Origin of the sequence: Pseudomonas sp. R11-23-07 (assembly GCF_003852295.1) — a bacterium.
Lineage (GTDB): Bacteria > Pseudomonadota > Gammaproteobacteria > Pseudomonadales > Pseudomonadaceae > Aquipseudomonas.
Map to the genome: position 1 here is coordinate 2494350 of NZ_CP027761.1, position 21840 is coordinate 2516189.

Annotated in this window: 20 protein-coding genes and 1 pseudogene; 9 read left to right on the forward strand and 12 right to left on the reverse strand. The window is 61.4% G+C overall.

Annotated features, from left to right (window positions below; translation table 11 throughout):
- Window positions 1-46: 46 nt before the first annotated feature.
- On the reverse strand, window positions 47-1423 hold the full coding sequence (locus C4J84_RS11365; RefSeq protein WP_124435345.1) for a VOC family protein: 1377 nt from the start codon (window positions 1421-1423) through the stop codon (window positions 47-49).
- 198 nt (window positions 1424-1621) lie between these two features.
- Here C4J84_RS11365 and C4J84_RS11370 point away from each other — a divergent pair, with 198 nt between their 5' ends.
- Window positions 1622-4258, forward strand: a complete 2637-nt coding sequence (locus tag C4J84_RS11370; RefSeq protein ID WP_124435346.1) for a glucosidase — start codon at window positions 1622-1624, stop codon at window positions 4256-4258.
- A 124-nt stretch (window positions 4259-4382) separates the two neighbouring features.
- Here C4J84_RS11370 and C4J84_RS11375 read toward each other — a convergent pair whose 3' ends face one another.
- Together C4J84_RS11375 and C4J84_RS11380 are read right to left on the reverse strand one after the other, a co-directional pair.
- On the reverse strand, window positions 4383-4697 hold the full coding sequence (locus C4J84_RS11375) for an SCP2 sterol-binding domain-containing protein (protein ID WP_124362592.1): 315 nt from the start codon (window positions 4695-4697) through the stop codon (window positions 4383-4385).
- A 55-nt stretch (window positions 4698-4752) separates the two neighbouring features.
- The gene (locus C4J84_RS11380) at window positions 4753-5463 is read right to left on the reverse strand and encodes a histidine phosphatase family protein (protein WP_124435347.1); all 711 of its coding nucleotides are present in this window, start codon (window positions 5461-5463) and stop codon (window positions 4753-4755) included.
- Window positions 5464-5655: 192 nt separating this feature from the next.
- On the opposite strand from C4J84_RS11380, the gene sohB reads away from it, so the two are divergent.
- Window positions 5656-6681, forward strand: coding sequence for a protease SohB (gene sohB, locus C4J84_RS11385; protein ID WP_124370507.1), 1026 nt, complete (start codon window positions 5656-5658; stop codon window positions 6679-6681).
- 133 nt (window positions 6682-6814) lie between these two features.
- Here the strand turns inward: sohB and dhaL are convergent, their stop codons facing one another.
- The 7 genes from dhaL to C4J84_RS11420 all read right to left on the reverse strand — a co-directional run bounded on the left by dhaL (window position 6815) and on the right by C4J84_RS11420 (window position 14098).
- A complete protein-coding gene (gene dhaL / locus C4J84_RS11390; RefSeq protein WP_124435348.1) occupies window positions 6815-7459 on the reverse strand; it encodes a dihydroxyacetone kinase subunit DhaL in 645 nt (214 codons plus the stop codon).
- A 3-nt stretch (window positions 7460-7462) separates the two neighbouring features.
- Entirely contained in the window at window positions 7463-8464 is a 1002-nt protein-coding gene (locus tag C4J84_RS11395) for a dihydroxyacetone kinase subunit DhaK (RefSeq protein WP_124435349.1), read from the reverse strand.
- An 84-nt stretch (window positions 8465-8548) separates the two neighbouring features.
- Window positions 8549-9664: a zinc-binding dehydrogenase gene (locus C4J84_RS11400; RefSeq protein ID WP_124370510.1), complete on the reverse strand. Its 1116-nt coding sequence runs from the start codon at window positions 9662-9664 to the stop codon at window positions 8549-8551.
- Between the two features lie 26 nt (window positions 9665-9690).
- Complete coding sequence (locus tag C4J84_RS11405; protein ID WP_124435350.1) at window positions 9691-10446, reverse strand: SDR family oxidoreductase; 756 nt, start codon at window positions 10444-10446, stop codon at window positions 9691-9693.
- A 148-nt stretch (window positions 10447-10594) separates the two neighbouring features.
- On the reverse strand, window positions 10595-11602 hold the full coding sequence (locus tag C4J84_RS11410; RefSeq protein WP_124366823.1) for a substrate-binding domain-containing protein: 1008 nt from the start codon (window positions 11600-11602) through the stop codon (window positions 10595-10597).
- A gap of 34 nt (window positions 11603-11636) precedes the next feature.
- Complete coding sequence (locus C4J84_RS11415; RefSeq protein ID WP_124362600.1) at window positions 11637-12614, reverse strand: ABC transporter permease; 978 nt, start codon at window positions 12612-12614, stop codon at window positions 11637-11639.
- Window positions 12611-14098, reverse strand: coding sequence for a sugar ABC transporter ATP-binding protein (locus C4J84_RS11420; protein WP_124370514.1), 1488 nt, complete (start codon window positions 14096-14098; stop codon window positions 12611-12613). The genes C4J84_RS11415 and C4J84_RS11420 overlap by 4 nt, the downstream gene beginning before the upstream one ends.
- Window positions 14099-14381: 283 nt before the next feature.
- On the opposite strand from C4J84_RS11420, the gene rpiB reads away from it, so the two are divergent.
- From rpiB to C4J84_RS11440, 3 genes are all read left to right on the forward strand, one after another.
- Window positions 14382-14843: a ribose 5-phosphate isomerase B gene (rpiB, locus tag C4J84_RS11425; protein ID WP_124435351.1), complete on the forward strand. Its 462-nt coding sequence runs from the start codon at window positions 14382-14384 to the stop codon at window positions 14841-14843.
- 63 nt (window positions 14844-14906) lie between these two features.
- On the forward strand, window positions 14907-15887 hold the full coding sequence (locus tag C4J84_RS11430) for a sugar-binding transcriptional regulator (RefSeq protein WP_124435352.1): 981 nt from the start codon (window positions 14907-14909) through the stop codon (window positions 15885-15887).
- A gap of 456 nt (window positions 15888-16343) precedes the next feature.
- Window positions 16344-17912: a TerC family protein gene (locus C4J84_RS11440; RefSeq protein ID WP_124435353.1), complete on the forward strand. Its 1569-nt coding sequence runs from the start codon at window positions 16344-16346 to the stop codon at window positions 17910-17912.
- Window positions 17913-17937: 25 nt separating this feature from the next.
- Here C4J84_RS11440 and C4J84_RS11445 read toward each other — a convergent pair.
- Window positions 17938-18222, reverse strand: a pseudogene (locus C4J84_RS11445) (thioredoxin family protein); the annotation flags it as partial.
- Between the two features lie 73 nt (window positions 18223-18295).
- Entirely contained in the window at window positions 18296-18541 is a 246-nt protein-coding gene (locus C4J84_RS11450) for a hypothetical protein (RefSeq protein ID WP_124370517.1), read from the reverse strand.
- A gap of 277 nt (window positions 18542-18818) precedes the next feature.
- On the opposite strand from C4J84_RS11450, the gene C4J84_RS11455 reads away from it, so the two are divergent.
- Genes C4J84_RS11455 through C4J84_RS11470 form a run of 4 tightly spaced genes read left to right on the forward strand, consistent with a single transcriptional unit; the run spans window position 18819 to window position 21836 of the window.
- Entirely contained in the window at window positions 18819-19667 is an 849-nt protein-coding gene (locus tag C4J84_RS11455; RefSeq protein WP_124362608.1) for a transporter substrate-binding domain-containing protein, read from the forward strand.
- Between the two features lie 52 nt (window positions 19668-19719).
- Entirely contained in the window at window positions 19720-20382 is a 663-nt protein-coding gene (locus C4J84_RS11460) for an amino acid ABC transporter permease (protein WP_124362609.1), read from the forward strand.
- A gap of 12 nt (window positions 20383-20394) precedes the next feature.
- Complete coding sequence (locus C4J84_RS11465) at window positions 20395-21057, forward strand: amino acid ABC transporter permease (protein WP_124366828.1); 663 nt, start codon at window positions 20395-20397, stop codon at window positions 21055-21057.
- Window positions 21054-21836 carry an amino acid ABC transporter ATP-binding protein gene (locus C4J84_RS11470; RefSeq protein ID WP_124370518.1) on the forward strand — a complete coding sequence of 261 codons (783 nt, stop codon included), beginning with the start codon at window positions 21054-21056 and terminating at the stop codon, window positions 21834-21836. The genes C4J84_RS11465 and C4J84_RS11470 overlap by 4 nt, the downstream gene beginning before the upstream one ends.
- The last annotated feature ends 4 nt before the right edge of the window (window positions 21837-21840 follow it).

Consider the following 21840-nt stretch of genomic DNA (forward strand, 5'->3'; position numbering starts at 1 on the left):
AGCTCCCTCACCACAACCCGTGCCCCATTCGAATGTGCATGTTTTTTTATACCAGCAGCGTGCTCATGCATTGATCCACGGAACGCTGCTGCGTCTCGCCATACAGCTGCAACTCGTCAATCGTGCTGCGGCCCAGCGCCTGCTCGAACTCATCCTTGTTTGAATTCGCCGCATAGTGACTCTGCGCCGCATCGCCCAGGTTCGACTGAAAAATCCCCGCCGCGCTCACCGGCAGGAAATCCTCGTACACCAGCGGTTCCATCTCTACATGCCCCGCGCTGATCAATGCCTCCAGTGTGCGCGGTTGGTCGGACTTGCCGCGGGCTGCCAGGCCTTTTTCAGTGGGGAAATAGCGGAAGTACGCCAAGCCTTGTTCACGCATTTGCGCGTGATCATCCGGGAAGGCCTGAAAGTGTTGCTCCATCAATTGTTCATAACGCTTGGCGTTGGACTCGTTGGGGAAGGCGCCCAGTTCATCGCGGGCGGCATTCAGCAGTTGGTCGTACAGGGCGCGCCCCTTGGGGGTGAGCGCGACGCCGCGCTGTTCGATTTCGCCGAAGCGTGCGCTGTGGCTGCCCTGGGCATCGGTAAAGCCAATGGGTTCGTCGAGGGCCTTGAAGCTGGTCTGGCGCAGCAGGATCGGGCAATTGCGCCGAGGTGGGCCTTCGATCACGGCTTTGGGGGTGATGCCGTGGCCGGGCATGGCCGCCTGCACCTGGTCGATGTCCAGGGTGCGCGGGGTGAGGTGATTGATGTGCGGGCCTCTGAAGGCCACCACGTCGGCGATCAGGCGATGCTGGTCGCTGAGTTGCCGATACTGCGCGGCCGTGACGGTGGCAGTCGGGTGCCAGCGGAACGTCTCCAGCGCCTGGCGAATGAACTCCTCGGCGGCAGAGGCTCCGAGGCCGCCGTCTTTTTCGGCCTGTTCGATCAGCGCCAGGGCGCCGGGGGTGAAGATCGAGCGCTTGGCCAGGGCGGTTTCGGCAAAGCTGCGCAGCGCCGGGCTTTCGATCAGCTCCAGGCGCAGCAGCGAGGTGAACACGCGAAACGGGCTGGTTTGCAGCGACTGTTCGTGGACGGCGCGAAAGGCCGTGGAATGGACCGGCACGCCAGCCGGTGTGAGGTCGTAATAGCCCACCGGTTGCATGCCCATGACCGCGAACAGACGGTTGATGGTCGCCAGTTCCGCAGCGGTGCCCAGGCGGATCGCACCGTGGCGCTCCATGTCCAGGCGCTCGATCTCACCCGTACGTCGCAGGTGCTCGGCCAGGCCCGGGTTGCGCTCCAGCACCTGTGCGTTGGTCTGCGCCACCAGGCTCATCAGCGCGCCGTACAACGGCACTTCGTCCCTGTACATATCGGACATCGCCCGGGAAAAGCCCTTACGGATCTCGTCGGGGCTGATATGTGCGGTACCTGGCATAGAAAAATTCCTGAAGGCTGAGACGAAGTGTGTGGCTTTCCCTGGATTTTGTTGGGCCCAAGAGGCGCGTGCAAACGAAGTTTCCTCTGGACTTCATTCTGCAAATGAATGAGGTGACGGCCCTATGCAGTCTTCATGTGCATCCGGGCGGCATTGGGTTCTACACTGCTGCTCATCCGACCGGCGATGGAGGACTCAATGACGGCCACACCCACACCCCGATTGCTCGACACCCTCGAAGGCCAGCGCCTGGCGACGGGGAATGCGGAGTGCTGGCGCGAGTGGGGGCCGTACCTGAGTGAACGCCAATGGGGCACCGTACGCGAGGACTACAGCGCCGACGGCGACGCCTGGGCTTATTTTCCCCATGAACATGCCCGCAGCCGTGCCTACCGGTGGGGCGAGGATGGCCTGGCCGGTTTCAGCGACAAGGCGCAACGCTGGTGCCTGGGCCTGGCGCTGTGGAACGAACGTGACGCGATCCTCAAGGAGCGCCTGTTCGGCCTCGATAACGCCGAGGGCAACCACGGTGAAGACGTCAAGGAACTGTACTTTTTCGTCGATGGCGTGCCGAGCCATGCCTACATGCGCATGCTCTACAAATACCCCCATGGAGCGTTTCCCTACGCCGACCTGATCGCCGAAAACGCCCGCCGTGGGCTGGCTGACGCTGAGTATGAAATCCTCGATGCCGGCGTGTTTGACGACAACCGTTACTGCGACGTCAGCGTTGAGTACGCCAAGCATCAGCCCGACGATATTTTCATGCGCATCACCGTGCACAACCGTGCCGAGCAACCCACGCGCCTGCAGGTATTGCCCCAGCTGTGGGCGCGCAATGACTGGAGCTGGACCTTCGGCGCCCCCAAGCCCGGCTTGACCCTGGACGGTGACCGCGTGCGAGCGCGTCATCATGAGCTGGGCGACCGCCATCTCAGCGCCTGGGGCCAGGACGGCGTGGAATGGTTGTTTTGTGAAAACCAGACCAACGTCCCCAGGCTGGGTGGGCCAGCGGCGCCGGGGCCGTTCAAGGACGGCATCAACGATTACGTGGTCGACGGTGTGCAAGGCGCGATTCGCAGGGATACGGGCACCAAGGTGGCGGCGCGGTTCGTGCTGGAACTGGCAGGCGATGAGCGCAAAGTCCTGTACCTGCGCTTTGCCCCTGTGGACGCGCCCGAGATCAACGCGCGCAAGCTGTTCGAGCAGCGCCGCCAGGAGGCCGACGACTTCTACGCGGCGCTGCAACAGGGCATCGCCGACGACGATGCACGCAATGTGCAGCGTCAGGCCCTGGCCGGGTTGTTGTGGTCCAAGCAGTTGTACTATTTCGACGTGAACCAGTGGCTCGACGGCGACCCGGCCCAGCCCGCGCCGCCGCCCGAGCGCCTGCATTTGCGCAATACCCATTGGCGGCACCTGTCCAACTTCGACATTCTCTCCATGCCCGACACCTGGGAATACCCCTGGTACGCCTCGTGGGACCAGGGCTTCCAGGCGGTAGCGATGGCGCTGATCGATCCCGGCTACGCCAAGCAACAACTGCTATTGCTGGTGAAGGACCGTTTCATGCACCCCAATGGCCAATTGCCGGCTTATGAGTGGCGCTTCGACGATGCCAACCCGCCCGTGCATGCCTGGGCCAGCTGGCGCGTCTATCAGCAGGACAAGGCGCTGACCGGTGTGGGCGACCTGGACTTCCTGGAGCGAATTTTCCACAAACTGCTGCTGAATTTTTCCTGGTGGGTCAACCGCAAGGACGCCGAGGGCCGCAACTTGTTCCAGGGCGGCTTTCTCGGGCTGGACAATATCGCCTTGTTCGACCGCTCTGCCGCGCTGCCGCCGGGCTATCAGCTGGACCAGGCGGACGGTACGGCGTGGGTGGCCGCCTATGCGCTGGACCTGATGCGCATCGCCCTGGAGCTGGCCAAGCGCAATGGCGTGTACGTGGATATCGCGGTGAAATTCTTCGAGCACTTCCTGTATATCGCCGGCGCCATCAACCGTGTCGACGACAGCGCCGACGGACTGTGGGACGAGCAGGATCGGTTTTTCTACGACGTGCTGCATCGCCCCGATGGCGAGAGCGAACCGGTGCGCCTGCGCTCTATTGTCGGGCTGATGCCGTTGTTCGCGGTGCTGGTGCTGGAGCAGCGCGAGCATGAAGGCCTGACGGGCTTGCGCGAGCGGCTGTTGGGCTTCATGCACCATCGGCCGGACCTGGCCAGGCTGGTATCGCGTTGGAACGAACCGGGGCAGGGCAATCGGCTGCTACTGGCATTGCTGCGCGGCGAGCGCACCAAGGATTTGCTGCGGCGCATGCTGGATGACGATGAGTTCTTGTCGGCGTTTGGCGTGCGCTCCTTGTCCAAGGCCTTCGCCGAACAGCCCCTGGCCCTGAAGATGAATGGCGACACTCTGTGCGCCAGTTACCAGCCCGGCGAATCCGATTCACGTTTGTACGGTGGCAACTCTAATTGGCGCGGGCCGTTGTGGATGCCGGTCAACTACATGCTGATCGAGTCGCTGCGCGAATTTCATCGCTATTACGCGGATAACTTTTCGGTGGAATACCCCAAGGGCAGCGGGTATCTGTCATCCCTGGAGGAAGTGGCCGACAGCCTCAGTCAGCGACTGACCGGCTTGTTTCTAAGGGACGAAAATGGCCTGCGCCCGTCGATGGCGGCGTATGCGCAGTTGGAGGCGGACCCGCTCAGCCGTGACCTGGTGTTGTTCCATGAGTATTTTCATGGGGAAACTGGCAGGGGGCTGGGGGCGTCGCACCAGACAGGGTGGAGTGCGCTGGTGGCGTTGTTGCTGCAACCTGAAAACTAAATGTGGGAGGGGGCTTGCTCCCGATGGCGGTGTGTCAGCCAGCTCATCTGTTACTGATATACCGCTATCGGGAGCAAGCCCCCTCCCACCCTGGATCTTTATCTGACTCAGGATTGCCCTGGAATCAGGAAGGAAACAGTTCGCTCAGCTTCATGGCCAGCATCATGTCGCCTTCGGTGCGCAGTTTGCCGCCCATGAAGGCCTGCATGCCGTCGGTGGAGCCGTCGACAATGCCTTCCAGGGTTTCGCTGTCCATCACCAGGGTCACTTGAGCGTCCGGGTTTTCACCTTCCTGCAGTTCGCAGGTCTTGTCTTTGACCACCAGCGAAAAGTTCTTGGTGTCGTCGATACGGAAACCGAATACCAGGTCCAGGCCTTCAGCAGCGGCTGGGTTGAATTTGGCTTTCATTGCTTCTACGGCTTTAGCTACGTCAGTCATGGTTTCGATCCTTTAGGGTAGAGTCCAGTGACCTTGGGGTCACGGTTGGCCGCATTCATCGGAAAGTGATGAACTGCGGCGCCTTCAACAGCTGCAAGTGGGTATGACTGTTGAAGGAAGCCAGTGCCACCTCGCGACCACGGAATTTCAGTTGGTTGAGCGAGGTGTTGACAATTTGCCAGTTCAGTTCGAATGCCTGGGCGGCCGGCATCCGGGTAATCAGGTGGAGCAGGGCGGTGATGGTGCCGCCGGAGGTAAATACCGCGATCTTGTGCGAGTTGTCGGCCGCTTCAAGGATGCGCTGCAAGCCGCCCTGGACACGTTCGACAAACCCCAGCCAGCTTTCCAGTCCCGGCGGGTCGTAGGTGCCGGCCAGCCAGCGCTCGATGATCAGGGCGAAGATGCGCTGGAATTCGCTGCGGTTTTGCGCACCATTGCGCAGGATGTGCACGGCGTCGGGTTCGGCGCCGAGCAGGTCGGGGAGCAGGCCGCGAATAATCGCCTCGCCGTCGAATTCGTTGAACGCGCTGTCGATTTCCAGCGGCGGAACCGGCAGGCCGAGGGCGCTGTATTGATCGAACGTGGCGGTGGCGGTGTGCTGCTGGCGGCGCAGGTCACCCGACAGGCAACGATCGAACCTCAGCCCCAGGTCGGCCAGGTGGCGACCGAGTACCTGGGCTTGTTCCACGCCAACGGGCGACAGCACGTCATAGTCGTCTGCACCGAAGGAGGCCTGGCCATGTCGAATCAGATAGATGCTGCCCACGTCCGTTTTCCCGGTACGTTGAAAGTCTGGCGAGGTTATGAGGATGCCCGCGAGCTGTCAATGAAAAAACATACGCTTGTTTTAAAAGCCTGTTAGAGGTGCGCTGGTGGCGGTTTGGGCACTGGTCCGCGGGCATTAGCGCCGGTATGCTGGGCCATCCGCGCCTGGCGCAGTGCATTCTTAAGGAGACATATGGATTTTTTGGCCGAATATGCGAGCTTTCTGGCGAAGACCGTCACCCTGGTGGTCGCTATTCTGGTGGTGCTGATCAGCTTCGCGGCGCTGCGCAGCAAAGGGCGTCGCAAATCCGCTGGCCAGTTGCAGGTCAGCAAGCTGAACGATTTCTACAAGGGCTTGCGCGAGCGCCTGGAATCGAGCCTGCTCGACAAGGACCAGCTCAAGGCCCTGCGCAAATCCGAAAGCAAAGCCGAAAAAAAGCAGGGCAAGAAGAAGCCCGAGCCTAAGGCGCGGGTATTCGTGCTGGATTTCGACGGTGACATCAAGGCCTCCGCCACCGAAAGCCTGCGCCATGAAATCACCGCACTGCTGAGCCTGGCCACGCCCAAGGACGAAGTGGTGCTGCGCCTGGAAAGCGGCGGCGGCATGGTGCACAGCTACGGCCTGGCCTCTTCCCAACTGGCGCGTATTCGTCAAGCGGGCGTGCCATTGACCGTGTGCATCGACAAGGTCGCGGCCAGCGGCGGTTATATGATGGCGTGCATCGGCGAGAAGATCATCAGCGCCCCGTTCGCGATCCTCGGTTCCATCGGCGTGGTTGCCCAGTTGCCCAACGTCAACCGCCTGCTGAAAAAGCATGATATCGACTTCGAAGTGCTCACCGCCGGCGAATACAAGCGCACGCTGACGGTGTTTGGCGAAAACACCGAGAAGGGGCGCGAGAAATTCCAGGAAGACCTGGACATCACGCACCAATTGTTCAAGAACTTCGTCTCGCGTTATCGCCCGCAGTTGGCGATTGACGAGGTAGCCACCGGAGAAGTGTGGCTGGGTGTTGCCGCCCTCGACAAGCAACTGGTCGACGAGCTGCAGACCAGCGACGAATACCTGGCCACCAAGGCCAAGACCGCCGAGGTGTTCCACCTGCACTACGCCGAGCGTAAAAGCCTGCAGGAGCGGGTAGGGCTGGCGGCCAGTGGTTCGGTGGACCGGGTGCTACTGACCTGGTGGAGCCGGCTGACTCAGCAGCGGTTCTGGTAACCCACTACCAACTCGATCGCTCCCACGCTCTGCGTGGGCGCGCATCCCGTGACGCTCTGCGTCACCCTCGCGCAGGCGGGACGCGGAGCGTCCAGGGCTGTATTCCCACGCGGAGCGTGGGAACGATCACCGGTCAGTTCAAGCGGGGCTGGATGGAGTCTGCCAGCCGCGTGAGAATCAAGCAGCACGACACCGCCCCAGCATCCAGCGCCCCTAGCGAGCGTTCACCCAGGCGGCTGGCCCTGCCGATCTTCGCCACCAGGTCCCTGGTCGAATCACGCCCCTGGGAAGCAGCGCTTTTCATTGCTTCCAGCGCCGTGTTGAACGAGGCCCCATCGGCATGCGCTCGCTCAAAGGCTTCCACCGCCGGAATCAGGGTGTCCATCAAACACTTGTCACCCACACCCGCCTCGGTAATGTCCTGCAACGACGTCAGGCCGCCGCGCAGCAAGCGGGCGAAGGTGGCGGCGTCGATGTCTTCACTGCCGCGCACTTCGTCGGCCATGCCGATAAACAGGCTGCCATACAACGGGCCCATCGAACCGCCGATGCCCTCCATCAGGCTCAGGGTCAGTTCGTCCAAGGCTGCCGCCAGGGTCAGTTGGCGACCTTCAAGCGCGCGCCCACAATGGGCGAAGCCTTTGGCCATGTTGATGCCGTGGTCACCGTCGCCAATCGCACCGTCGATTTCGCTGAGGTAGTCACGGTTGGCCACGATCACGCTGACCAGGTCGGCGACGATGGCGCTGCCGTCGTGGCTGGAAAAATGCTCACTCATGGTTCACTCCGCCTGGGTCATGCCGATGGAACGGCAGGGTTGGTCGATCAGGGTTTTCAGCTCCGCGTCCAGGCCGAGCAGGGTCAGGGTTACGCCCATCATTTCCAGGGAGGTGAAGTAGTTGCCGACATAGCAGCGGTGAATCTTCAAACCCTTGGCCGTGAGCTGGCGTTCCACCTCGGCATAGAACACGTACAGCTCCATCACCGGCGTGGCGCCGAGACCGGAGACCAGCACCACCACGCTGTCGTCCTGGCTGAAGTCGCGGTCTGCGAGGATGGGGGCAAGCATGCGCTCGGCCATGGCGGCGGCGGACTCGATGGGAATCACTTCGATGCCCGGTTCGCCGTGATGGCCGATGCCCAGCTCCATCTGGCCGTCGGGGATCTGGAAGTTCGGCTTGCCCACTGCGGCGATGGTGCAGGGCGTGAGGCCGATGCCGATCGAGCGACAGTGGTCGACGGTTTTCTGCGCGACGCGAATCACACCGTCCAGGTCGTAATGCTGGGCGGCGGCGGCTCCGCCGATCTTCCACATGAAGATTTCCCCGGCCACGCCGCGCCGCTTGGCGATATCCGCCTGGGGGGCGGAGGCGACGTCGTCGTTGGCGACCACGGTGCGAATACGCATGTCTTTGCTGGCGGCCATTTTCATCGCCAGCTTCACGTTCATGTTGTCACCCGCGTAGTTGCCGTACAGGCAGGCCACGCCCGCGCCATGGTCGGCAGCGCGGAAGGCGTCGAAAAAGCTCTTGGCAGTGGGTGAGGAGAAAATCTCGCCGACCGCCACCGCATCCACCAGGCCCGGGCCGACGTAGCCGAGAAAGGCCGGTTCATGCCCGGAACCACCGCCGGTGACGATGCCGACACGGCCCTGGGCCGAGGGCTTGGCCTTGACGATGACTCGTGGGTTGGCTTCGTACTGGCGCAGTTCAGGGTGCGCGACCAGGACGCCGCGCAGCATGTCTTCGACCACTTGGTCCGGATCGTTGATGACTCGATTCATAACGCGGGTTCCTGTTTTTTTATTGGTTCACCGCTATCCGGTGTGGGAGGGGCAAGCCCCCTCCCACATGGATCTGTGGTGTGCTTAGGGCTCAAGTACCACCTTGAGCGACTTGTCGCCACGCTCCATCACCGCAAACGCTTCCTTGAAATCCGCCAGCGCAAACTTATGGGTTACCACATCGCGCATGTCGATCTTGCGACTGCCAATAAAGTCGATGGCGCGCGGGTACATATATGGCCCCAGGTGCGAGCCGAGAATATCGAGCTCCTTGCGGTCGCCGATGATCGACCAATCCACCGTGGCTTCATCATTGAACACGCTGAATTCAACGAAACGTCCCAATTTGCGCAGCATCGCCAGGCCCTGGTTCACTGCCTTGTGGTGCCCGGTGGCTTCGATATAGATGTCGCAGCCGTAGCCATCGGTGATCGCGCGGATTTTCGCCAGCACGTCGACCTCGGCCGGGTTCCACACTTCGTCGGCGCCCATGCGCAGGGCCAGGGCGGCGCGTTCGGGTTTCATGTCCAGCACGATGAGTTTTTTCGGGTTGCGCAGACGCACCGCGCCGATGATGCCCAGGCCCAGGGTGCCGGCGCCGGCGACCACTACGATGTCGTCGTGGTCGACATTGGCGCGTTCTGCCGCGTGCAGCGAGCAGGCCAGGGGTTCGATCAGGATCGCTTCATCCGGGGCGATGGATTCCGGCACCTTATGGATGATGCCTTCCTTGGTGAAAATCATGTACTGGGCCATGGCGCCCTGCACATTGTTCTGGAAGCCGTAGAGGTCATGCTTCTGGCACATCCAGTATTGGCCGTGGTTGCAGAACCGGCAGCCCCAGCACGGCACGATCTGCTCGGAAATCACCCGCTCACCGACTGCCACGCCGCGTTTTTCCGCGCCTGGGCCAAGGGCAACCACACGGCACACGAATTCATGCCCGGGGATCATCGGCGGTTTCACGTAGCGTGGCTGCTCGGCATCGCCCCAGAACGACGGCGCGCCGCGGTAGGTCTTGATGTCGCCCATGCAGATGCCGCACAGCTCGACCTTGGTGAGAATTTCATCAGGCCCCGGTGTGGGCACGTCGACGGTTTCCAGGCGATAGTCTTCCGGGCCATGGCACACCACGGCCTGCATGGTTTTCGGGATGACTGGAGCGAGTTGTTCAGCACTGCGTTCGGTAACGGTGGACATGACAAACCCTCACGACATAAAGATGATTACTGAATGCTGTAGCCGCCGTCGATCAGCATGTTCGCGCCTGTGATCATCTGCGCGGCATCGCTGAGCAGGTAAAGTGCCAGCCCGGCGATTTCCTCGGGCTGGGCAAACCGTCCCGCCGGGATCTGCGCCTTGGCCCGTTCGCCCACGGCGCCGGCCCAAGCTTTCTTGCCCAGGGCGGTCTCGACGATGGTGGGGGAGATGGCGTTGACGTTGATCTGCGGCGCCCATTCCATGGCCAATACCTTGGTCATGCCGACAATGGCGGCCTTGCTCGCGCAGTAGGCGACGTGGCGGTCCAGGCCGATCACGGCAGCCTGGGAGGCGAGATTGACGATGCGCCCGCTGCCCTGGGCCAGCATGTGGCGGGCACAGGCCTGGGCCACGAAGAAGCTGGCCTTGAGGTTGATATCCAGGGTGGTGTCCCAGGCGCTTTCGCTGACCTCGACGGCCTTGTCCAGCAACACCACGCCGGCGCTATTGACCAGGTAATCCAGGCGTTGGAACTGTTCGAAAACGTGATCGATAGTGGGTTGTATCTGGCCGATCTGGCCGAGGTCGACGGCAATGCCCAGGTGCCCGGCACCGAGGCGGGCGGCCACCTCGACCACTGCCGGATCGCGGTCCAGCAGGGCCACGCGTGCACCACGTTCCGCCAGCAGGCTGGCGCAGGCCAGGCCGATGCCGGCGGCGCCCCCAGTGATCACGGCGCAACGGCCGCTGAGGTCGAAGGCTTGGTTCCAGAAACCTGACATGAATGACTCCTCTTTCAATAACGCTGGAGATCCAATGTGGGAGGGGGCTTGCTCCCGATGGCGGTGTAACAGTGATAAATCAGGCGACTGACACACCGCTATCGGGAGCAAGCCCCCTCCCACACTTGCTTGTATTTCAAGTCAATAACTACTTACCGCCACTGACCTGCTTGTACAGCGCATCGGCATTGGCATTCGTAACCGGCACCCACGGCAGGATGTAGTTCTTGGCCGTGCCATCCCCCCATTTCACGTCGTTGCCGTAGCGCGCCCAGATCACCGATTGCGGCTTGTAGTCCTTGCCGGCCAATGCGCGCAACGCCACGTCCAGCGCACCCTGGGACTGGGCCTGGGCATCCTGGAGGAAGGTGGTGACTTCGTCTTTTTTCGCCGCCTGGATCGCATCCGGCATGCCGTCGATGGAGGTGACGGGCACGTCCTTGGAAGTCAGCCCATGGGACTTCAACGCCTGTACCGCACCGAGGGCCATGTCGTCGTTCTGGGCGATGACGCCATTGATGCCTTTGGGGTGGGCGTTCAGCCAGTCTTCGGTGAGGGTCAGCGCCTGGGCGCGGTCCCAGTTGGCGGTTTTTTTCTCGATGATCTTGATGTCCGGGTGTTTGCCCAGCACTTCCAGTTCGCCCTTTTCCCGGTCGATCTGTGCCGACTGGCCAATCGGGCCCTGGATGATCACCACGTTGCCCTTGCCATTGAGCTTGTCGACCATGGCCTGGGCCTGCAAGCGGCCGCCTTCGACATCGTCATTACCCACATACGGCACGTTGGCATCGGCTACTTTCGTATTGGAGGCGATGACCACCACGTCGTTGCTCATGGCGGCTTTCACCGTACCGACGCCGGCCTTGGTATCGATGGGCACGAACAGAATCGCGTCGTAGCGCTGGGTCACCATGTTTTCGATCTGGTTGTTCTGCGTCAGCGCGTCGTAGTTGCCGTCGAACACGGTCAATTGCACGGTGCCGTCCTTGACCGCAGGGTGTTCCTTGAGCTCACGGACCCAGTTCTGCATGAACTGGCCCTTGAGGCCGTAGACGGCGGCGCCGATCTTGTAGGTCTTGCCATCGGCGGCCAGGGCGATACTGCTGGCCAGCAGGGTAAAGGTCGCCGCAGCGGCCAAGGTGGTACCCAGTTTCATAAGTAGAACTCCGGTTATTGTTGTGGGTCGTTCTCTAGCGTTTTTTCTTGCGCCACACGTCGATCAGTACTGCAAACACGATGATCAGGCCCTTGGCGACCTGCTGGTAATAGGAGGACACGCCGAGCAGGTTCAGCCCGTTGTTGATCACGCCGATCAACAACGCACCGAACAATGTGCCGACGATGCTGCCGGTGCCGCCCGACAGGCTGGTACCCCCGATCACCACGGCGGCAATCGCATCCAGCTCATAGGAAACCCCGGCCTGGGGCAGGGCGGAGGTAGTGCGCGCCGACAGCACTACGCCGGCCAGTCCGGCCAGCAGGCCCGACACCACATACACCGAGAACATCACCTTGCGCACACCGATACCGGAGGTGCGCGCGCTTTTTTCATTGCCGCCCACCGCGTACACATAGCGCCCGTACGTGGTGTAGCGCAGCACCATCCAGAAGATCAGCGCGACCACTGCGAAGATGATGATCGGCACGCCAATCGGGCCGATCTTGCCGATGCCCAGCGCCAGGTAGGCGTCGGGCAGGTCGGTGATCGGGCTGCCGTCGTTGAGGATGAAGGTCATGCCGCGGGCAATGCTGAGCATGCCGAGGGTGGCCACGAACGGCGGGATCGACAGGTTGGCGACCATGAAGCCGTTGACCACGCCAAGCATCGCCCCAGCGAACATCCCCGCGCTGACCGCCGCCAGCAGGCCATAGCCCTGGGTCGCGACCATGGCGCTGCACAACCCGGCAAACGCCAGGATCGACCCCACCGAGAGGTCGATGCCCTTGGTCAGGATCACATAGGTCATGCCCACGGCAAGGATGCCGTTGATGGAGGTCTGGCGCAGGATGTCCATCCAATTGCGCCAGGTCATGAAGTACTCGCTGGAAAACGCCATCACCACGCACAGCAAGATAAACACCAGCGGCAGGCCGAAGCGGTCGAGGGACAGGCGCAGGCGGTTGCGCGGTGCGGCGGTAACGGGCGCAACAATCGTTTTGGCATTCATGAGGCAAGACTCAACAAGGCTTCCTGGGAAAGGGCGGTGTCGCTGCTGATAGTCACCAGCCGGCCGCCCTTGAATACAGCGATGCGATCGCTCAGGTGCAGCAGCTCCGGGGCTTCCGACGACACCACGATGGCCGCGCCCCCGGCGCGTACGAACTGGTCGAGCAAGTGGTAGATCTCTTGCTTGGCGCCTTCATCGATGCCCCGGGTCGGTTCATCGCAGAGCAGGCAGATCGGTTCGGTGGACAAGCATTTGGCGAGCACCACTTTCTGCTGGTTGCCGCCGCTCATGGAGGCCACCGGCAGGTCCAGGGAGCTGGTCTTGATCTGCAGGCGCTTGACCATGTTTTCAGCCAATTGGGTTTCCTTGCGTGCGTTGATCAGCGACCAGCTCGACAAACGCTTGTAGGCCGACAGCGCAATGTTGGAAAGAATGCTGCCGGTCAGTACCAGGCCGCTGTCCTTGCGGTCTTCGGTGACCAGCGACATGCCGGCGTTGATGGTCGCCTTGGGCAGCCCGACAGGCATGGGCTTGCCTTGCAGGGTGACGCTGCCGGAGTCCGGCGTGGTCAGGCCGTAGATGCAATTGAGGAATTCGCTGCGCCCCGAGCCCATCAGGCCGTAAATGCCGAGGATTTCGCCCTGGCGCAGTTGCAGGCTGATGTCGTGAAACTCGCCATTGCGGCTCAGGTTGTCGACTTGCAGGCAGGTGGCGGCGGCGCATTCACGGCCGACCTTGTGATCGATCCGCGTCAGCTCCTGGCCGACGATGCCGCGCACCAGATGGTTGCGGTCGATATCGGCCATGCGTCCGCTTTCCACAAAGGCGCCATCGCGAAAGATGCTGTAGTCGTCGGCGATCTGCGCCAACTCGCTCAGGCGATGCGACACGTACACAATGCCGGCGCCGCGTGCAGTGAGGCGGCGAATCGCCTTGAACAGGGTTTCTGCCTCGCGCTCGCCGATGGCCGAGGTGGGTTCGTCCATGATCATCACCTGGCAGTCATGGCTGAACGCCTTGGCGATTTCCACCAGTTGGATCTGCGCCACGCTCAAGCGGTGCATGGGGCTGGTGGGGTCGACGTCGAACTCCAGGCCTTCGAGCAGCTCGCGGGTGCGGCGGTTGAGGGCCTTGCTGTCGACAATGCAACCGGCGCGGCGCGGTTCGCGGCCCAGCCAGATGTTTTCGGCGACGCTCATGTAGGGAATGGGTTCCAGCTCCTGGGTGATCATCGCGATCCCCGCCGCCAAGGCTTCGCTCGGGCGGTTGAACTGCACGGCAACGCCATTGAGCAGGATGCTGCCGGCGTCGCGCGGGGTGATGCCCATCAGGATGCTCAGGAAGGTCGACTTGCCGGCGCCGTTGCCGCCACACAGGGCATGCACGCTGCCGGCCCGCAGAGAGAGGCGCCCGTCACGCAGGGCAGGGACCCCGGCGTAAGCCTTGGCGACGTGTTCAGCCTGGAGCAGTAATGGCGTGGCCATCGGCGTGTCCTCGTGCTGTGAATTCTTATTAGGTCGCACAGTCATGTTTCGCTTTGAGCATATGTGTACCAAATGAAATTCTGATCAGTCAATCTCTTTCACTTGAAAGCGATGATTCTCATCTAGCGTGGCAGTATTCATTTTTAATGCCGCATTATCGGGAGCTTCGATAAAAACGCGCTTGACAGAACGGCCCGTATACCCGAGAAATGCCTGAGCGAAATTTCATTGAGTGATCATATGATCAGTCGTAAGTACGATGACGGCAGCGGAGCCAGACGCCATGAACACACCTTTCCCGGTGGCTATCGGATGCGATGAAGCGGGCTTTGAGCTCAAGGAATTGTTGAAGCGGCATATCGAAGCGCTGGGTTACCCGGTGACCGATTTCGGCACGCATTCCACCGCGCCTGTGCTGTATCCGGACATTGCCCTGGCCGTAGCCAATGCCATCACCGCTGGGCAGCAGCGTCTCGGCGTGCTGGTTTGTGGCACCGGGATCGGCATGGCTATTTCCGCCAACAAAGTGTTCGGCATTCGTGCGGCCCAGGCCCACGACACCTACTCGGCCGAGCGTGCGCGAAAGAGCAACGATGCGCAGATCCTGTCCATCGGCGCGCGGGTCATCGGCGCTGAACTGGCCAAGAGCGTCGTCACCGCGTTCCTGGCCTCGGAGTTCGAGGCTGCACGCTCCGGGGCCAAGGTCGCACGCATCAGCGCGATCGAGCGCGATGGGCATCAATAGTGGACGGCGCGGGGCAAGAGTCGGGAGAATGCGCCTTTGACGCCGAAACGGAAGCCCGTCCCCATGAGTGACAGTAGCCAGCGCATGGCCAGCGATATCGATCAGATGACCGAAGTGGCGATGCTCTATTACCTCGAGAACGTCACTCAGGAGGCCATCGCCAAGCGCTTCGATCTGTCGCGGGCCAAGGTCAGCCGCTTGCTCAAGCGTGCACGCGATGAAGGCATTGTCGAGGTGCGGGTGTTGCAGCACCCGGCGATGAACAACGAGCTGGAGCGGGCGCTGGTCGAGCGCTTCAAGCTGGATCGCGCGTTGATCGCGGTCGATCACAGCGACCCGGACACCCAGCGCTCGGCCGTCGCCAGCCTGGTGGCCAATTACCTGAATAAAACCTTGGGCGACGGCATGATCGTCGCGGTGGGCATGGGGCGTAACGTCGGCGCGGTGGCTGATAACGTCTTTCTGCCGGTGACGCGCAACTGCACGTTTGTCTGCGCCATCGGCGGTTCGCTCAAGGCCGGCGAGTACATGAACCCCGACCATATCTGCCGGCGCCTGGCCCTGCGCTTTGGTGGCGAAAGTGAAAGCCTGTACGCCCCGGCGCTGGTGGCCAACCCGGAACTGCGCGGTGTGTTGATCAATAACGACACGGTGCGCTCGACCCTGGACCGCGCGCGCCGCGCCGATATTGCCTTGATCGGCATCGGCGACATGAGCGAAAACAGCAACATGGTGCGCATGGGTTGGTTCTCGCCCCAGGAAATCGCCCAGGCACGCTTGTCCGGCACGGTGGGCGACATGATGGGTTACGACTTTATCGATATCCACGGCCAGCCGGCGGTCAATGCCATCCAGGGGCGGGTCATCGGCCTGACGGTGCAGGAACTGTTCCGCATTCCGGACGTGGTGGCGATTGCCAGTGAGAATACGAAGGCGGCAGCGATCTTGGGGGCGTTGCGATCGGGGGTGATCAATACCCTGGCAACGACCGTCACCAATGCCCACACCATCCTCGCGCTGGATGATGCCACCCGGAAGTCCTGACACACCACCGGTCAAAATGTGGGAGGGGGCTTGCTCCCGATTGATCGTTCCCACGCTCCGCGTGGTAACGCCGCTCGGGACGCTCCGCGTCCCGCCAACGTCCGGTGACGCAGAGCGTCACGGGCTGCATTCCCACGCGGGAGCGTGGGCACGATCTTGACAGATGCGCTCACTGGCACACCGCCATCGGGAGCAAGCCCCCTCCCACATGGGTTTTGTGTGAGTTTTTAGGACAGGTTTTGTAATAGTTTTGCGTTGTAGGGAATTCGTATTACGGCTGTAGGATTCAAGTCCTTTCGTTACCTCAGGACTTGCATGAACACCCTCTCGGAGCCTCCCAGTCGTCTTTCCCCAAGACTCCCGCCCAAGCGCCCCATATTGCATCGACTAACCTTGTCCCGGTCCCATGACCGCGCTTCGCCGTGCCCGGCGTTCTTGAATACAGAGACTTTTTAAATGGAATGGTTAGCGGATCCAACGGCCTGGCTCGGCCTGGCGACCTTGATTGTGCTGGAACTGGTGCTGGGTATCGACAACCTGGTGTTTATCGCGATCCTGGCGGACAAGCTGCCGCCGGAGCAGCGCGACCGTGCGCGGCTGATCGGTTTGTCCCTGGCCTTGCTGATGCGCCTGGGCCTGCTGGCAAGTATTTCCTGGTTGGTGACACTGACCCAGCCGCTGTTCGAGGTGTTCGACAAGAGCTTCTCCGGCCGTGACCTGATCATGCTGTTCGGCGGTGTGTTCCTGTTGTTCAAGGCCACCATGGAATTGCATGAGCGCCTGGAAGGGCATGTGGCCCAGCATAAGGGCAATGTGGCTTACGCGATGTTCTGGCCGATCGTGGCGCAGATCGTGGTGCTCGACGCCGTGTTCTCCCTCGATGCGGTGATTACCGCCGTGGGCATGGTCGATGAGCTGGCGGTGATGATGATCGCGGTGATCGTGTCCATCGGTCTGATGATCGTGGCGAGCAAGCCGTTGACTCGCTTCGTCAACGCGCACCCGACCGTGATCATGCTGTGCCTGGGCTTCCTGATGATGATCGGCTTCGCGCTGACCGCCGAAGGCCTGGGCTTCCATATTCCGAAAGGCTACCTGTACGCGGCGATCGGCTTCTCGATCCTGATTGAAGTGTTCAACCAGATCGCCCGTTCGCGGCGCAAGAAATCGGCGCAAGGCGTATTACCGGTGCGCGAGCGTACGGCCCACGCAGTGATGCGCTTGCTCGGCGGTCGCAGCCTGGCGGTGGAAGAGATGGGTGAAGAGGTCGCCGACCTGCTGGGCGAGGTGGATACTGCGCAAGGTCCGCTGTTCGACCGACGCGAACGGGTGATGATCAGCGGTGTGCTGCAACTGGCCGAACGGCCGATCCGCACGTTGATGACGCCACGGGCCAAGGTCGACTGCATCGACCTGGCGGACGATCCCGAGAGTATTCGCCTGAAGCTGATGCATTCGTCCTACTCGCGGCTGCCGTTGATCCGCAACGGCGCGGTCGATGAGCCCCTGGGCTTTGTGCACAAAAAGGAGTTGCTCAAGGAGTATCTGGCCGGCAACGAGCCGAACCTTGAGCATCTGGCGCGTCGGGCGATCAACCTGCTGGAGAGCTTTTCGATCCTCAATGCCTTGGAGCAAATGCGTCAGGAATCCACCCACATCGCCTTTGTGATCAACGAATTCGGCGACTTCATGGGGGTGTTGAGCATGACCGACATCCTCGAGTCCATCGCCGGTGAATTGCCGGACGCCAGCGAAATCGAGGGGCCGGATATCGTCGAGGAGGGTGACGGATTTCGCGCCAGTGGCGCCCTGAACCTGAGCCAGGTCGGTCAGCGCACCGGCTTCAAGGCGGCGGCTACCGAGGATTATCAAACGCTGGCTGGCCTGCTGATGAGCCTGCTCGACCGTCTGCCTGTGGTGGGCGATAGCCTGGAATATGAGGGCTGGCGATTAACGGTGGCTGCGGTTGAAGAGCGGCGGGTGACCCAGGTGGTTTTGCGGCCTTGCTCCGGTCAAAGCGCATGAATAGCGCGTGCACGAACTGCTGTTGCTCCTCCACGGGGCCGAAACCCTTGTGCAGTTCCACCCTGTTGCCGCGCTCGTAGACCAGCAGCGTTGGCGTACCGGTAACGTCAGGGTGCCTTGGGGTGTGCGCGCAATCGAGCACCATGCGCACGATCCACGGATGTTGCCAGGCAACCTGTTCGAATAAGGGGACCGCGCTGGCGCAGGCAGGGCAGTGCTCTGAAACGAACAGGATGAAGACCGGGCGCGGTGTGTTCAGCACGCGCTGGAAGTCCTTTGCGCTGGAAATTGTTCGCGTGGCTGCGCCCATGGTGATCTCCTGCCGCTAGCGTGGGTGTGTGCCAACGCTAAGCCGCTGGCTCACCCGCGTCTACTGTCAAACTTCACAGGTCCGGCCCACGCTCCAGCCGTTCCCGTGCCTTGCGCGCCTGGCTTGCGCACTTGCGGTATTCCTCATTGTCGCGGGCCGCTTTGGCGTCGCGGTAGTCATGATGGTTCTGGCTGGTGTAGTTGGTGTCGAAGGCTTCCTTGAGTTTTTGCAGTTCTTCCTTGCAGTCGCGGCGGTCGCTGGCCACGGCGTTGCCAGCCACCAGAAAACACAGCATTAACAGGCCAAGGCTCAATTTCATCGCGGGTCCTTTCATGTTGGGGCTTGCTCGCTCTACAGATTAGTCCAAGGGCGCACAGTTGGTGCGCAGTAACATCGTTGTGGGGCATTGAGTAGCAGCGTGGCTGGATGATGGCGCAACGCCGTAAAACCCTCCAGAAACTATCTCGCTGATCCATAAAGGATTTCTCCCCGGCATAGGTTTCCTTCAGCGCCTATGGCACACTTTCTGCTGTCTATTCCGTTGTTACATACCAAGTTCCGGTATAGCGGAATACACAACTCCTGGAGTGCTTGTCATGCATCACCGACCTTCCGTGTTCAAAGCGTGTGTTTTTCTTTTCGCCGCATCGGCTACCGTTGCCAGCCTTGCGCAGGCAGCGGACAGCAAGCTCGATGATGTGCTCAAGCGTGGGCACCTCATCGTGGGTACAGGCAGTACCAATGCGCCGTGGCACTTCCAGGGAGCGGATGGCAAGTTGCAGGGGTTTGATATCGACATCGGTCGCATCGTGGCCAAGGGCTTGTTCAACGACCCGAGCAAGGTCGAGTACGTGGTGCAGTCTTCCGACGCGCGTATTCCCAACCTGCTGACCGACAAGGTCGACATGAGTTGCCAGTTCATCACCGTCACCGCCAGCCGTGCGCAGCAAGTGGCCTTCACCCTGCCGTATTACCGCGAAGGCGTGGGCCTGCTGTTGCCGAATAACAGCAAGTACAAGGAAATCGAAGACCTGCAGGCGGCGGGCGATGGCGTCACCGTGGCCGTGCTGCAGAACGTGTATGCCGAAGAATTGGTCCACCAGGCGCTGCCCAAGGCCAAGGTTGACCAGTACGACAGCGTCGACCTGATGTACCAGGCCGTGAACTCCGGTCGCGCCGATGCCGCCGCCACCGATCAGTCGTCGGTCAAATACCTGATGGTGCAAAACCCCGGCCGCTACCGCAGCCCGGCCTACGCCTGGAGCCCGCAGACCTACGCGTGCGCGGTCAAGCGTGGCGACCAGGACTGGCTGAACTTCGTCAATACCGCGCTGCATGAGGCCATGACCGGCGTTGAATTCCCCGCCTACAAGGCGTCGTTCAAGCAATGGTTCGGCGTGGACCTGCCAGAGCCGGCGATTGGTTTTCCTGTGGAATTCAAGTGATCCAGAACAATCGGGGCGTGCTTGATGGCGCCCCACTCAGGTACTGCCGACCATGAACTATCAGCTGAACTTTGCCGCCGTGTGGCGTGATTTCGACACCTTGCTGGCGGGGCTCGGCCTGGGCCTGCAGTTGGCTTTGCTGTCGATCGCCATCGGCTGCGTGATCGGCCTGCTGATGGCGTTTGCCATGCTGTCCAGGCACCGGGCGTTGCGTGTGTTCGCTTCGGTGTATGTGACGGTGGTGCGCAATACGCCGATCCTGGTGCTGATCCTGTTGATCTATTTTGCCTTGCCGTCGCTGGGGATCCGCCTGGATAAAATCCCTTCGTTCATCATCACCTTGTCGCTGTACGCCGGCGCTTATCTGACCGAAGTGTTCCGCGCCGGGCTGTTGAACATTCCCAAGGGCTTGCGCGAAGCCGGATTGGCGATCGGCCTGGGTGAGTGGCGTATCCGCGCGTATATCACCGTGCCGGTGATGCTGCGCAACGTGCTGCCGGCGCTGTCGAACAACTTTATCTCGCTGTTCAAGGACACCTCGCTGGCCGCTGCGATTGCGGTGCCGGAGCTGACTTATTACGCCCGCAAGATCAACGTCGAAAGCTACCGGGTGATCGAAACCTGGCTGGTGACGACGGCGCTCTACGTGGCCGCCTGTTACCTCATTGCCATGCTGCTCCGTTACCTGGAACAGCGTCTGGCGATCCGTCGTTAAGGAGGGTTTTCCATGTACGAATCCCCTAGCTGGCTGCATGAACTGTGGATCGCCCGGGAGACGCTGTGGGCCGGGTTCCAGACCAGCATTTACTGCTCGGCGCTGGCGATTATCTTCGGCACCCTGATCGGTATCTTCGCCGGGCTGGTGCTGACCTACGGCAAGTTCTGGATGCGTGCGCCGTTTCGCCTGTATGTCGACCTGATTCGTGGCACGCCGGTATTCGTGCTGGTATTGGCGTGTTTCTACATGCTGCCGGCGCTCGGTTGGCAAATCAGTGCGTTCCAGGCCGGCGCGGTCGGGCTCACGCTGTTCTGTGGCTCCCATGTCGCGGAAATCGTGCGCGGTGCGCTGCAGGCCATCCCCCGTGGGCAACTGGAAGCGGGCAAGGCAATTGGCCTGACGTTCTACCAGTCCCTGGGCTACGTGCTGTTGCCCCAGGCGCTGCGGCAGATCCTGCCGACCTGGGTCAATTCCTCCACGGAAATCGTCAAGGCCTCGACCCTGCTCTCGGTGATCGGCGTTGCGGAGCTGCTGCTGAGCACCCAGCAAGTCATTGCGCGCACCTTCATGACCCTGGAGTTCTACCTGTTCGCAGGCTTCATGTTCTTTGTCATCAACTACGCCATCGAGTTATTCGGGCGCTACATTGAAAAGCGGGTGGCCTTGCCATGAATCAACCTCAAACAATCGAACCGCTGCTGAACATTCGTGGCCTGCGCAAGCAATACGGGGACGTCGAAGTGCTCAAGGGCGTCGACCTGAGCCTGCAGCGTGGCAACGTGGTGACCTTGATCGGTTCCAGCGGCTCGGGCAAGACCACCCTGTTGCGTTGCGTCAACCTGCTGGAAGAATTCCAGGGCGGGCAGATTACCCTCGATGGCGCGTCCATCGGCTACAGCGACGTGGCCGGCAAGCGCGTGCGTCACCCCGAGCGGGTGATCGCCCAGCACCGCGCCATGACCGGCATGGCGTTCCAGCAGTTCAACCTGTTCCCGCATTTGACCGCCTTGCAGAACGTGACCCTGGGTTTGTTGAAAGTTAAGAAAATGCCTAAGGACGAGGCCGTGTCGCTCGCGGAAAAATGGCTCGACCGTGTGGGACTTCTGGAACGTCGCAATCACTTTCCCGGCCAGTTGTCCGGCGGCCAGCAACAGCGCGTGGCGATTGCCCGGGCCATTGCCATGAACCCCAGCCTGATGCTGTTCGACGAAGTCACCTCGGCCCTCGACCCGGAGCTGGTGGGCGAAGTGCTCAACGTGATCAAGGGATTGGCGGAGGAGGGCATGACCATGTTGCTGGTCACCCACGAAATGCGCTTTGCCTATGAGGTCTCGGACAAGATCGTCTTCATGAACCAGGGCCGCATCGAAGAACAGGGCTCGCCGAAGGACATCTTCGAGCGGCCGCAGTCACCGCGTCTGGCGGAATTTCTCAAGAGCATTCGTTTTTAATCAG

Bases quoted from the DNA above. Each gene is read 5' to 3' on its own strand.
- C4J84_RS11365 (WP_124435345.1), bottom strand. From the start codon at position 1,423: ATGCCAGGTACCGCACATATCAGCCCCGACGAGATCCGTAAGGGCTTT.
- C4J84_RS11370 (WP_124435346.1), top strand. From the start codon at position 1,622: ATGACGGCCACACCCACACCCCGATTGCTCGACACCCTCGAAGGCCAG.
- C4J84_RS11375 (WP_124362592.1), bottom strand. From the start codon at position 4,697: ATGACTGACGTAGCTAAAGCCGTAGAAGCAATGAAAGCCAAATTCAAC.
- sohB (WP_124370507.1), top strand. From the start codon at position 5,656: ATGGATTTTTTGGCCGAATATGCGAGCTTTCTGGCGAAGACCGTCACC.
- dhaL (WP_124435348.1), bottom strand. From the start codon at position 7,459: ATGAGTGAGCATTTTTCCAGCCACGACGGCAGCGCCATCGTCGCCGAC.
- C4J84_RS11395 (WP_124435349.1), bottom strand. From the start codon at position 8,464: ATGAATCGAGTCATCAACGATCCGGACCAAGTGGTCGAAGACATGCTG.
- C4J84_RS11400 (WP_124370510.1), bottom strand. From the start codon at position 9,664: ATGTCCACCGTTACCGAACGCAGTGCTGAACAACTCGCTCCAGTCATC.
- C4J84_RS11405 (WP_124435350.1), bottom strand. From the start codon at position 10,446: ATGTCAGGTTTCTGGAACCAAGCCTTCGACCTCAGCGGCCGTTGCGCC.
- C4J84_RS11410 (WP_124366823.1), bottom strand. From the start codon at position 11,602: ATGAAACTGGGTACCACCTTGGCCGCTGCGGCGACCTTTACCCTGCTG.
- C4J84_RS11415 (WP_124362600.1), bottom strand. From the start codon at position 12,614: ATGAATGCCAAAACGATTGTTGCGCCCGTTACCGCCGCACCGCGCAAC.
- C4J84_RS11420 (WP_124370514.1), bottom strand. From the start codon at position 14,098: ATGGCCACGCCATTACTGCTCCAGGCTGAACACGTCGCCAAGGCTTAC.
- rpiB (WP_124435351.1), top strand. From the start codon at position 14,382: ATGAACACACCTTTCCCGGTGGCTATCGGATGCGATGAAGCGGGCTTT.
- C4J84_RS11430 (WP_124435352.1), top strand. From the start codon at position 14,907: ATGAGTGACAGTAGCCAGCGCATGGCCAGCGATATCGATCAGATGACC.
- C4J84_RS11440 (WP_124435353.1), top strand. From the start codon at position 16,344: ATGGAATGGTTAGCGGATCCAACGGCCTGGCTCGGCCTGGCGACCTTG.
- C4J84_RS11450 (WP_124370517.1), bottom strand. From the start codon at position 18,541: ATGAAATTGAGCCTTGGCCTGTTAATGCTGTGTTTTCTGGTGGCTGGC.
- C4J84_RS11455 (WP_124362608.1), top strand. From the start codon at position 18,819: ATGCATCACCGACCTTCCGTGTTCAAAGCGTGTGTTTTTCTTTTCGCC.
- C4J84_RS11460 (WP_124362609.1), top strand. From the start codon at position 19,720: ATGAACTATCAGCTGAACTTTGCCGCCGTGTGGCGTGATTTCGACACC.
- C4J84_RS11465 (WP_124366828.1), top strand. From the start codon at position 20,395: ATGTACGAATCCCCTAGCTGGCTGCATGAACTGTGGATCGCCCGGGAG.
- C4J84_RS11470 (WP_124370518.1), top strand. From the start codon at position 21,054: ATGAATCAACCTCAAACAATCGAACCGCTGCTGAACATTCGTGGCCTG.